Source organism: Prosthecobacter sp. (genome assembly GCF_046154365.1).
Lineage (GTDB): Bacteria > Verrucomicrobiota > Verrucomicrobiia > Verrucomicrobiales > Verrucomicrobiaceae > Prosthecobacter.
Genome location: NZ_JBJXFV010000195.1, coordinates 15754 through 27792, shown reverse-complemented (window position 1 = coordinate 27792; position 12039 = coordinate 15754). Strand labels below are relative to the sequence as shown.

The 12039-nt window shown below is 61.5% G+C and carries 10 protein-coding genes; 2 read left to right on the top strand and 8 right to left on the bottom strand.

The features are described from left to right. Window positions 1-286: 286 nt before the first annotated feature. Together glgA and ACKVY0_RS25425 are read right to left on the bottom strand one after the other, a co-directional pair. On the bottom strand, window positions 287-1489 hold the full coding sequence (gene glgA / locus ACKVY0_RS25430) for a glycogen synthase (protein ID WP_409217673.1): 1203 nt from the start codon (window positions 1487-1489) through the stop codon (window positions 287-289). Window positions 1490-1505: 16 nt separating this feature from the next. Continuing rightward, complete coding sequence (locus tag ACKVY0_RS25425) at window positions 1506-2543, bottom strand: hypothetical protein (protein WP_409217672.1); 1038 nt, start codon at window positions 2541-2543, stop codon at window positions 1506-1508. Window positions 2544-2636: 93 nt separating this feature from the next. On the opposite strand from ACKVY0_RS25425, the gene ACKVY0_RS25420 reads away from it, so the two are divergent. Beyond that, a complete protein-coding gene (locus ACKVY0_RS25420; RefSeq protein WP_409217671.1) occupies window positions 2637-4385 on the top strand; it encodes an exosortase/archaeosortase family protein in 1749 nt (582 codons plus the stop codon). 116 nt (window positions 4386-4501) lie between these two features. On the opposite strand, the gene ACKVY0_RS25415 is transcribed toward ACKVY0_RS25420, so the two are convergent. The 6 genes from ACKVY0_RS25415 to ACKVY0_RS25390 form a co-directional block, all read right to left on the bottom strand. Further along, complete coding sequence (locus tag ACKVY0_RS25415; protein WP_409217670.1) at window positions 4502-4981, bottom strand: hypothetical protein; 480 nt, start codon at window positions 4979-4981, stop codon at window positions 4502-4504. Window positions 4982-4987: 6 nt separating this feature from the next. Then, window positions 4988-5413 (bottom strand): DUF6941 family protein, encoded by a 426-nt coding sequence (locus tag ACKVY0_RS25410; RefSeq protein ID WP_409217669.1) that lies wholly within the window; start codon window positions 5411-5413, stop codon window positions 4988-4990. 18 nt (window positions 5414-5431) lie between these two features. Next, window positions 5432-7495: a penicillin-binding transpeptidase domain-containing protein gene (locus ACKVY0_RS25405; protein WP_409217668.1), complete on the bottom strand. Its 2064-nt coding sequence runs from the start codon at window positions 7493-7495 to the stop codon at window positions 5432-5434. A gap of 215 nt (window positions 7496-7710) precedes the next feature. Beyond that, window positions 7711-9030, bottom strand: coding sequence for an ABC transporter permease (locus ACKVY0_RS25400; RefSeq protein WP_409217667.1), 1320 nt, complete (start codon window positions 9028-9030; stop codon window positions 7711-7713). Window positions 9031-9165: 135 nt separating this feature from the next. Beyond that, window positions 9166-10266 (bottom strand): DNA-processing protein DprA, encoded by a 1101-nt coding sequence (gene dprA / locus ACKVY0_RS25395; RefSeq protein ID WP_409217666.1) that lies wholly within the window; start codon window positions 10264-10266, stop codon window positions 9166-9168. A 12-nt stretch (window positions 10267-10278) separates the two neighbouring features. Then, entirely contained in the window at window positions 10279-10791 is a 513-nt protein-coding gene (locus tag ACKVY0_RS25390; protein WP_409217665.1) for a hypothetical protein, read from the bottom strand. A gap of 98 nt (window positions 10792-10889) precedes the next feature. Between ACKVY0_RS25390 and purQ the strand changes: the two genes are divergently transcribed. Next, entirely contained in the window at window positions 10890-11600 is a 711-nt protein-coding gene (purQ, locus tag ACKVY0_RS25385) for a phosphoribosylformylglycinamidine synthase I (protein ID WP_409217664.1), read from the top strand. Window positions 11601-12039 lie beyond the last annotated feature (439 nt).

The following is a 12039-nucleotide window of genomic DNA, read 5'->3' as shown; positions in this document are numbered from 1 at the left end:
CCTGGAGTGCTCCAGCCCTCTGGAGCTTGCCGCAGGCCCGGGGACGCTCGAAAGCGCCAGAGGACTGGCGCACTCCAGGACGCTGCCGCGAGCCTTCACCTGCGGGTGTTTGAGTCTGTCTTCGTCCACTGCCTTTGACTGCATCGTTACGGCTAAGCATGAGCCGGTTGCGAAGGCATTGGGGATTCACTCAGCGGGTGCATGCCACAGCGACACACCACGCTTCAGTCTCAGGCCATCAACCATCAACTCCCAACCATCAACCCCGTTTCTAGCGTCATCCGTTTCAAACCGCCAGCGTCTTGTAGAGCGCTAACGTCTTCCTCGCGATGGAGTGCCAACTGAAGTGGTCTTCGGCGCGTTTGCGGCCGGCTTTGGCCATGCGCTGGCGGCGGGCGGGGTCGGACATGAGGGCGTTGATGCCGGCGGCGAGGTCGCGGGCGAATTTTTCGGGATGCACGGCCTCGAAGGGGCTTTCGGTCTGCTGTTCGATGGGAATGAGGAAACCGGTTTCGCCTTCGACGACGACTTCCTTGATGCCGCCGACGGCGGTGGCGACGACGGCGGTCTCGCAGGCCATGGCTTCGAGATTGATGATGCCGAAGGGCTCGTAGATCGACGGGCAGCAGAAGACTGCGGCATGCGAGTACATGGCGATCTTTTCCGGCACGGGGAGCATGGCCTGAATCCACACAATGCCGGGACGTTTCTCACTGGCAGCGGCCACGGCGGCCTCCATCTCCTGTTTGATCTCCTTGGTGTCGGGTGCGCCAGCGCAGAGCACGATCTGGAAGCCGGGATCAAGGTGCTGGATGGCGCGCACGAGGTGGACGATGCCCTTCTGCCGCGTGATGCGGCCCACGAACAGCACATAGGGCTGGTCAGGATCGACGCCGTGCTTCCGCAGCACATCCGGCGCTTCAATGCGGTGGTATTCGTCGAGGTCGATGCCGTTGTGGATGACGTGGATCTTGTGCGGATCGAGCACGAAGTGCTTGAGCAGGTCGGCGCGGGTTTCTTCGGAGACGGCGATGATGGCGTCGGCCATTTTCAGCGCGGTGTTTTCCAGCCAGACGGTGAAGTCGTAGCCGTGACCGAGCTGCTCGCGCTTCCACGGGCGCAGCGGTTCCAGCGAATGCACGGTGAGCACCATGGGCACGCCGTAATTGAGCTTGGCAAGGATGCCGCCGAAGTGCGCATACCAGGTGTGCAGATGCACGAGGCTGGCGTCGATGCCGGCGGTGTTGAAGTCGAGGCAGCGCTGCAAGGCACCGAAGACGGACTTCACGTTGAGCGGGCAGTCCCAGCCGGTGGTGTCGAGGCCGAAGCCTTTGACTTTGAGGTTGTCCGCGCTGCTGTCCTGATCGCCGAAGCAGCGCACATCGACTTCGATGAGCTTGGCGAGTTCACGGGAGAGGTATTCGACATGCACACCCGCGCCGCCATAGATGTGCGGAGGGTATTCGTTGGTCAGGAAGAGCGTTTTCATCAGGTGGCGCGCAGTTTTATTTTTCCTGCGATTTAGACCACTCCTCAATAGCGGGAATGTCGAAGATGCGGAAGCGTTTTTTAACCCGCTGCTCCAGCGCGAGCTGGGCATGCTTGGCAACTTCGAGCGAGGGATCTTCTTTGATCGACTTGATGAGATGTGCATTGGTTTCAGGCGCAGTGCTGCCGAGCAGCAGGAAGCAGACGCGCACGCGCACCTCCCATGGCTGCTGGTAATCGGCGAGCAGCTTGAGCAGGGCCTCGGGCTTCACATCAGCCTCGTCGCGGATGGTTTGATCTTTGAAGAGTTCGACCACCGGCAGGCGGTAGCCAGGATCATCGCGCTGCAGCACTTGGATGGACCGCACGGCACGCATGTACTCGGCCTGTGCGGCTTCATGGAGGTGCTTGGATTCAGGGTCGCGCAGGTATTCGATGAGCACCTCAATCGGTTTGCGCATGCCGGTGGCGATGGCTTCATCGGCGTAGGCGGTGAGGCGGTTGCGCTCCTTGAGCAGGATGAATTCCTTGTGCGTCGGCGAGATGTCCGGCGCCGCATCGGGGATGCGCGCCACACCGGGCTGATTCGAAGCCGGCGCGGCAGGCGCAGGCGCGAGCTTGGGAGTGTTCAGCACGGTGGCGATGCTTTCCAAAGACTCGCGCGTGTTCTGCTGCATGAGCAACTGCTCGCGCCGCATGACATCGACCTGCTGCTGCAACGCGATGATCTGCTCGTCGGCTTTGGCAAGGGCCGCCGTGGCCGTGCTTTCGGTCTGCGCAGGGCGGGCGGATGCGGCCAGCCTAGGTGCGATCTCATGCTGGTAAAAATGATTGAACCACCCCATGAGGAGCAGGCCGACGACGACCGAGGTACACAACGAAATCACCAGATGCCTACGGGTGAGGTGTGTGCGCCGCAGATTCGGCGCATGCGCCGCAGTATCACGGTGCAACGGCAGCCCCTCCTGATTCAAGGCGTCGTCAGGTGGTGCCTCCGCCTCGACGGCGGCGCGTGTTTCCTGCCTGCTGAGTTTGTTTGCTTTTTTAATCTGCATGTTGGGAGGTCTGGGAGGTGCAACGCTGACGTTACGCGATGAAGGTTGCCAGAATCAACAAACAAGGCCAGCCTTTGTCAGTCAACCCACCTCATGGCAGAAGAATCCACCCACACGCCCGCCTATTACGCGCTCCCAGCCGCTCTCCGGCCTCAAACCTTACGCAAGCTGGCGCTCTGGGGGCTGCCGGTGGTGCTGGTGCTGCTGTTCCTGGTCTGGCCGTATCAGCAATGGGATTTCGGCAGGCGTGAGAGCATTATCGTCGGCTGGGCCAGATGGGTCAGCAAAAATGCGGACTGGCAGTTCTGCCTGCTCGTGCCGCTGCTCGTCGGCTGGCTGGTCTGGCTGCGACGCGATGAACTGCGCAGGCTGCCGTGGCATGGCGACTGGATCGGCGTGCTGCCGCTGACGTTCGGCCTGCTCTTCTTCTGGATCGGTTTCAAGGCGGACACGGGTTATCCGGGCTTTCTCGCGATTCAATTCGTGCTCGCAGGCATGATTCTGCTGGTGGCGGGACGGGCGTGGATGCACACGCTGTTCTTTGCGTGGCTGTTTCTGTTGTTCACCTGGCCGATGCAGCCGCTGGAGGACTCCCTGGCATCCCCCCTGCGCCCCCGCACCGCCGCCATGGCGGCCTCGATGCTCAATATGGCCGGCGTGTCGGCGGTGAATGAAGGTTCCGCACTACAATCCGCACCGGACGCCGCAAAGGACATCACCATCGGCAGCGCCTTCAGTCTCGATGTGGATGCGAAATGCAGCGGCATCAATTCACTCTTCGCCTTGATGATGATCTCGGCGCTGCTGGGCTATTTGGCGCTCAAACAGCCGCGTTCACGGCTTATTCTGTTTGTGTGCGCGGTGCCGCTGGCCGTGGCGGGCAATGTCGTGCGCCTGCTGCTGCTGGTGGCGGGAACGCTGCTGTTTGGCTCTGATTTTGCCGTGGGACGGCACATCGGCGATCACCAGGAAATGTCGCCGTATCATACGTTTGCAGGCTTTGCCGTGTTTGGCGTCGCGCTGAGCGGCATGTTTGCGCTGTGCTGGCTGTTGGAAGGGCGAGAGATGAAAACCAACCTGAAACGTCATGGCCGGGCGCCTACCGCCGGTGGTGGCCTCAGCATCCCACTGCCACGCCGCACGCTGGCACAACTGGCAGCGGCCATCCTGCTGCCGCTGGCCGCGCTGGGTATCTGCGCCGGCACGGACATCCGTTTTCATGTGTCCCAGCCCGGCGTGAAGTTAAAACCTGGCGGCACCCTACCCGACCTACCACTGTCCCTCGGAGATTATCAGGGCCGTGAGTTTGAGATGACCGCCCAGGAGAAAAATCTCCTTGATGAAGGCGTCAAACTCGCGCGCAATGTCTATGCATCCGCCACCGGCAGACAGATCATGGCCACGGTGATTCTCAGCGGCTTCGTCAAACGCAGCCTGCACCGCCCGGAAGTGTGCCTGCCAAACCAAGGCTGGACGGTGGCGGACCGCACGCAGCTACCGCTGCACCTGAAGGATGGCCGTGACATCACCATCATGATGATGCGCATCTTCCGCGACAGTGAACCGCAGCCCGGCGTGCGGATCAGGACACGGGCCATCAATTTTTACTGGTACATCGGCTCAAACGGCACGTCCTGCGCAGATCACTACGAGCACATCCTGCTGTCCTACTTCGACTCCACCTTCCGCAACATCCAGCACCGCTGGGCGATGGCCTCCATCTACGTGCCGCTGCCGGAGCAGCGTGTGGGCCAGGAGGATCCCTTTGCCGAACTCGGTGCGGTGGAGGATGCGCGCGAGTTCATCTCCCAACTGGCGCCGCACTTCATGCTCAAGCAGTAGGAGCGGAGTGGTTGATGGTTTAGAGTTGATGGTTGATAGCCTGAGACGGAGGGGCTTCGCCAACGGTTGCGGCAAAGGCCATCAATCATCAACTATTCACCATCAACTCAGCTTGCTCAGCGGCTCAGATCTTCCTGCGTCAGCACCTTAAACCCGGCTTTGGAGAGCACCTCGGCGCCGAGATCAGGTGAGTCGAGATGCAGTACCAGCAGCGGATGCTGCGAGGGACGCACCAGCAGCGGATAGCTAAAGTTGATGTCGATCTCAGCGGTGAGCAGCGCCGCCAGAGCATGGGCGAGGGTGTGGTCAGTCTCGCGCAGTTCGACGACAGTGATGGGACACACCACATGCGGGATGCCCTTTTCAATGAACAGCATCGCGGTGGTTTCAGGATCGCTGGGAACGAAGCGCACGAGCGCCAGCTCGGTGGTGTCCTGTAACGAGAGACCTAGCACCTCGATGCGGTGATCAGTCAGCAGTTTGACCAGCGCCATGAGCGCGCCGACGCGGTTGTGCAGAAACACGGAGAGATGCCGCACCGGCGTGCCTGCGGGTGTGGCGGTCTCAGAATGGGGCCTGGGCTTGGAGGTGGTCATGATCGGCTAGCCTGCGGGTCCGGTGGTGGAACGGCGGTCATCAAACAAAGTCACGCGCAGCGGAATGCTGGCCAGGGTTTCGGCCTGGTGCTGCACCAGCCAGCGGTACAGGCCCTGGCGCTCAAACTTCACGCGCTGGATCGTGTACACCATGTTGCGCGAGACAAACGGGATGAAGGCGGATGGAAACGTCACCTCCAGCGCACAGGGCATGGGCGGCAGGCACTCTTTGCCGTCGGGATCGACGCAGCGGATCACAAACTCATGCCGGCCCGCGTCGTCCGCCTGAAAAATCACCCGCACGGCGATGGAACACTGCGGATGCACCACGGGAAAGCTCTGCGCGCACAGCGTGTCGAACGCGCCCTGGATGCAAAGCTTGCCCTGATAGTCGGCGGCGAAATCACACACGGTGGCGAGCTGGATGTTCATCAGAGGATGCAGTGCAGGTTACCGGCCAAACAGCCGTTTGAAAAAGCCGCCGATGCCTTTTTTCGGTGGTGGGGGCGGGGGTGGGGGCGGGGGTGCCTGCACATTATCGCTCGTGGAGATCACATCCTCCTCAACGACCTGCGCCTTCGGCACGTCTTTCATGGCGAGCAGCATCGGATCGTCTGCGGGGGCTTTCTCAAAGATGTTGGTGAACACCTCACGCACGATGGGCGCGGCTTTTTTGCCACCGCTCACGTCCTCGCCCGGTTCACCCTCATACACGACGGCGAAGGCAAACATGGGCTTCCCAGCGGGCAGGAATCCCGTGAACCAGGCGAGGTTTTGATCCTTCGCGATCTTCCACTGCGCGGTGCCGGTCTTGCCCGCGATCTCCGCCTGCTTGATGGCGGCATTGTGCCCCGTGCCACCGCTGCCGTTCACCACGGCGATCATGCCATTGATCACCGCCTGACGATGCTCCGGGTTGAGGTTAATGCGCTTGCGATCCTTCGGCTCGTAGGCCATCACCACGCGGTCGGCCATGTCCTGAATCTGCAGCACCAGACGCGGCTGCGGAATACGCATGCCATCGCCGAGTCCCGCCATGCACTGACAGACCTGCAACGGGGTCGCCAGCACGCGGCCCTGACCGATCGCCATGTTCGCCAGATCGCCGGACTGCATCTTGGCCCCGAGGTGCTGTAGCGTCCAAGGGTTCGTCTGCACGAAGCCCACCCCCTCGGCCTTGAGCGGAATGCCTGTGCGTTCGCCGAAACCGAGCCGCACCGCCATGTTCGAGATGTAATCCGCACCGGATTCGAGGGCGGCACGGTAAAACCAGGTGTTGCAGGAGCGCTTGATGGCGGAAACGACGGTCATCGAGCCCTCGCCCTCCTTGTTCCAGTTCTTGAACACGCGGTTGCCGATCTCCAGGGCATTCGGGCAGTCAAAATACGTCTTCGCATCCACCTTACCGCTGTCGAGAGCGCCGAGCGCCGTGACGATCTTGAACGTCGAAGCTGGCGGATACTCGCCGCGGAAGGACCGCGGGAACAATGGCTGACGTGGGTCTTTCGTCAGTTCTTCATACCGCTTGGCGCGGATCCCCGGCACGAATTCGTTGAGGTCAAAGCCGGGATTGGAAGCCATCGCCAGGATGTCACCGTTCGTCACATCCATGATCACCATCGCACCGCCGGTGGTGTGCTTTTTGAGGGCGTTCTCGGCATACTTTTGGAAGTGGTAGTCGATGGAGAGCACCACATTGCGGCCCGGGCTCGGCGTGCGCCGCACATCCTCGGAAAGACGCTTGCCATCCGGGCTGAACAGCACGTTCACGATGCCCGCCTGGCCTTTCAAATCACTGTCGAACGCGGTCTCGATGCCTTCGCGACCTTCCATCTCTTCAAACACCGCGTCGCCATCCACAATCGGCCCGGTGGGCAGCGGCCGGGTCTTGCCGGTGTAGCCGATGATGTGACAGGCGGTGGTGCCCAGCGGGTAATGCCGCAAGTAGGCCGGCTGAATCACCAAACTGTTTCCTAACAGCGGCTTGAGTTTCTCCTCCATGTCCGGCGTGATCTCCACATTCAGCCCCTCCTCCACGGAGAACACCAGCGGGAGCCAGCGCCTGTGCTTGTAGTGCAGCAGCACCCGTTCCTCGCTCAGCGTCCAGGTCTTGCCCAGCACACGGTTCACATTGTCGATGGTGGATTTCGCAAACTCGGTGATCTGCGCGTCGCTGGAACCTTCCATGTAAGGCATCACCAGCGCGAGGTAGTTCGCCGCCCGGTTCTGTGCAAACGGGACACCGTGGCGGTCCACGATCTGCCCGCGTGGCGCCGGCACGCTCAGCGTCAGCGCCCGCGCCTCACGCTGTGTCTGCCACGAGGCGTTCAAGTCCTGCTTCACCGGCTCGGCTGGCTTTACCACCACCTTTGACGGCTCCTCCTCCACCGGCTGCGCCTTGAGCACCACCTGGGCGGAGGCATGGCAGGTCAACAGCGCCAGAATAAAAAAGCCCGCCACCATGAACTGGCAAAGCGGACGCGGCATCATCAAAACGGACGACTGTGAGGGCATGAGTGTAAAACAAACGCCGTGCGGCAACCAAGGCCCCGGCAGACCCGCAATCATGCGGCCCCGCACGCACGGCGTCAAGCCGGAGGTCGATGACCGGTAATTTTGCACTCCGGCAAATCGCCGTGGCGCTGGCCGCCTGCATTTGCATCTCCGGTGCCCCCCGCCTCGAACAGGACGAAATTCGAGCACTGATGGCTCCTTGGACAGAACACGCCCTACTCGTGCCGCAGCGCCTCGACGGGATTCATCATCGCGGCACGACGGGCGGGATAGATGCCGAAGGCGATGCCGGTGAACACGGAGATGGAGAAGGCGAGGATGGGAGACCACATTTTGATGACCGTGGTGACGCCGGCAAATTCCTGCACAGCGATGGGGATGCCCAGCCCGACGATCACGCCAAGAATACCGCCGACACCAGCCAGCAGGACGGTTTCGATCAGGAACTGCACGACGATGTCGGCCTGCCGGGCACCAAGGGCGCGGCGGATGCCGATCTCGCGCGTGCGCTCGGTGACGCTAGCGAGCATGATGTTCATGATGCCGATGCCACCGACGAGCAGCGAGATGGCGGCGATGCTGCCGAGCACGATGCTGAAGATCTGCTTGGTGCGCTCGGCCTGCTTGAGCAGCTCAACCGGGACGATGATGCGCCAGTCCTCCTTCTTGTGATTGCTGGTCATGAGGTGGCGGATGGCCTCGGCGCGGCTTTCCACCATGTTCACATCTTCAACCCGGATGACGGCCTCGTGAAACTCCACCTTCTCGGCCTCGAAGCTGCCGGTGCGCATGCGGAAGAAGATTTCACCATAATGGTCCATGAGCGTGGTGAAAGGGATCATGACCTGAGCCTGTGAATCGGCGGCAGGACCGCTGGCATCGGTGCCGATGGCCTGGCCTTCATCCTGGATGATACCGACGACCTTGTAGTAGTAGCCCTTCACGCGGATGGACTTGCCGGTGGGCGTGGAGAGCGGGAAGAGCCGCGCGGCGACGGTCTGATTGATGACGCAGACGGGGACGCGGCCGTCCAGTTCGAGATCGGTGAAGAAGCGGCCCTGTAGCATGACGCGGTTGCGCATCTCGGGATAGATGGGCAGCACGCCCATGACCTGGCCGTCGATGCTGCGGTCGAAGTTCCAGATATTTTCGGTGATGTGGCGGCTGGGGACGACGACGGCGATGCCGGGCACGGTCTGGCGGATCTGCTGGATGTCACGCGTGGTGAGGCCGTATTCACTGATCATGCTGCGTGATTCGCCGCTGGAGCCCTGGCTGTCCGGCGGCTTGACACTGTGCAGGATGATGTTCTGGCTGCCGAGCTTGCGGATCTGCTCCTGCGCCTCATGGCTGGCACCTTCACCGATGGCAAGCATCGCCACCACCGAAGCGACGCCGAAGACGACACCCAGCATGGTCAGGAACGAGCGCAGCTTGTGCAGCCAGATGGTCTTGATGCCCAGCGACAGCGTACGCCACAGGTGCTGCGGTGAGGCGACGAGACGAAGAACGGGATGCTGGGCGAGGAAAGACATGCGGAGAGTAACGAACAATGAACTTTGAACCATGAACATCGAACGTCGAAGGCCAGACTTTCAGACTTCCCTGTTCAATGTTCAATGTTCTCCATCACTCTCCCGCCTGCGCACCACGGATTAAAGGGTCGTCAATCACACCAGCCGCACATACCGCCGCCCTGGCAGCGCGCGGATGAGGCGTTTCATTTCGAGGCGCATCAAGGTCGCTGACACCGTGGCGGTCGTGAGGCCGGAGGCGGTGGTGATGTCGTTGATGTGGGACTCTTCGGTGCCGATGGCACGGTAGAGAATTTCTTCCTCGAGCGTGAGCGTGACGGCGGGGCGGGATTCTTCGACTTTGGGGGCGCTGGGTGCGGTGGGGAAGAGGGTCATCAAATCATCAAGCACGTCGGCACCGTCCATGATGAGCTTGGCACCTTGTTGAATGAGGCGGTTGCAGCCGGCGGAGGTGGGTTTGTCGATGGGGCCAGGCACGGCATAGACGGTGCGGCCTTGATCGGTGGCCTGCTGCGCGGTGATGAGTGAACCGCTGCGCATGGGGGCCTCCACGACGATCAAACCGCAGCTCCAACCAGCAACGACACGATTGCGATAAGGGAAGGTTTGTTTGTCGGCGATGCGATCGACGGGATACTCGCTGATGACGGCGCCGTTTTGCGCGATGCGTTCGGCGAGGGCCATGTTCTCGGGCGGATACAGTTTGCCGATGCCGGAGCCGAGGACGGCGATGGTGCGGCCTTTGGCGGCGAGGGCAGCTTCATGCGCGGCGGTGTCAATGCCGCGCGCGAGACCGCTGATGACGGCGTAACCGGCATACGCGATCTGGAAGCTGAGCTTCTTGGTGGCGCTGAGGCCGTAATGCGTGGCATGGCGGCTGCCGACGACGCCGAGGGCGTGGTGATCACGTTTCGTGAGATTGCCCCAGACGTAGAGCACGACAGGCGGATCGTGGATTTCCTTGAGCAGCGGTGGATAGAGTTCGTCTTCCTGCGTGAGGAGCGTGAGTTCGCGGTCGCGGATTTTTTGCAGTTCGCCGCTGAGGTCGATCTGCGCTTCCCAGCCAGCGATGGATTCCGCCTGCGTGAGGCCAAAGCCCTCGACTTGGAGAATTTCGGACGACTTGGCAGTGAGGATGCGCTCAGGGCTGCCGAAGTGCTGCAACAGCTTGCGCACACGCACAGGTCCGACCTGCGGGAGCAGGTTGAGCGCGAGATAGGCCTCCGTGCGGGTCATTCGCGCTCAAGGTCAGGCGGCGGAAGCGGTGGCTTCGCCATGTTTGGCCGCAGCGGCGGCGGATTCGGGCAGGGCGACGTTGGTTTGCGTCGAACCGGAGCCGATGAGCTTGCGGAAGATCTTCTGCGGGAAGGACTGGCCCTTCTCCTCGTTCTCAAGCTGGCCGAGGGCCGCAGACTTGGCCATTTCCCACGCCGGGGCGAAGCCGGGGGCGCTGATGGTCATCTGCTTCTCGGCGCGGGCGAGGATTTCGAGTTCGCGCTGCATTTTGTTGTCAGGACGCTCGTTGAGGCGGGCGATCTGCATGCGCAGGTTTTCGTTTTCTTGCTTCAAGGCGGTGCGTTCCTTGGTGAGGTCCTGGCTTTGCTTGGAATCGAGGTCGAGCTTGTCACTGAGCATGCCTTTGTAGCGCTTGAGTTCGCGCTTGGTCTTCCAGTGGCCCCACAGCGACTGCACGAGGAAAATGCCGCACAGCACGAAGCCGTAGAGGAAGGTGTTGGTGGGGGAGAAGAGGTCTTTAAACATGACGGCGGCAAAGCTAGTGCATGCCCGGATGTGTGCAACCGGGCAAAGCGGTTGCATGCGGCGGCGGCTGCGCCTAGATGCGGGACGAATCACCGCCCATGCCACACGCCCTGCTCCTAAAATTCCCCGGAACCAATTGTGACGCCGAAACCGCCCGCGCGCTGGAGGCGGCGGGTTTTACGGCGGAGGTGCTGCCCATTGCACTGGTGGAGCCTGCCGCACTGGACCGGGCGCAGATGATCGTGTTCTCCGGCGGCTTCAGCTACGGCGACTACGTGATGTCGGGCCGCATCGCGCAGCTCATCACGAAATCGAAGCTGGGCGACAAGCTGAAGTCCTTCGTGGACAAAGGCGGTTACGCCTTGGGCATCTGCAACGGCTTCCAAATCCTCACGCAGCTCGATCTTTTGCCGAAGGGGAGCCTGATTCACAACACCAGCGGTCGTTTCATCTGCCGCTGGGTCGGTTTGAAGAAGACGGCGGCCAAAGCCAGTCCCTACCTGAGCAAGCTGCCCGAGAACTTCGAACTCCCCATCGCCCATGCCGAAGGCCGTCTCGTGACCGAGGGCGACGACGCGGCCAAATACGTGAAGTCTGGCCACGCGGCGCTGCTTTATGCGACGAACGTGAACGGCTCCACCAACGCGATTGCCGGTCTGCAAGACGACACGGGCCGCGTGTTCGGCCTCATGCCGCATCCCGAGCGGTTCATCTTCAAGAACCAGCACTATGATCCTGACTGGAGCGGCGACGCTCAGTTCGGCTGGGGGCATTACCTGTTCCAATCGGCCCGCGAGGCGCTGAACTGAGCCCCTGCTTCACAAGGCACGAGCTGGGGTTAGCAGGAGCTAAAACAAGGGTTCATCCGGGAAGTTCGTGCGGTCGCAATAGCGCAAGCAAATGCAACAGACCGCGCCAACGGTGCGCAGGAACCTAGCCCAGGGCAAAGGAGCCTTGGCGAGTGCCGCCCTGGGTCGGCGGAGCCATGGACCGCATTGGACCAAAGGTCGCGCTCTGAAAGAGCGCAGGAACGGCTGCGGCAGCTCTCCTGCGCTCTTGCAGAGCGCCATGACCTTGATCTTGATGGCCCCCATGATCCCAGGGCTTTCGCCCTGGGCTAGCATCCTGCGGCCCTTCAGGCCGATGCTTTCACGCTTTACCGCACCAACTTCCCGGAAGAACCCAAAACAACAGGGGGAGAATTAACTTGTATGGTTATGGTAATTATATAATTTACTTGTTAATCAA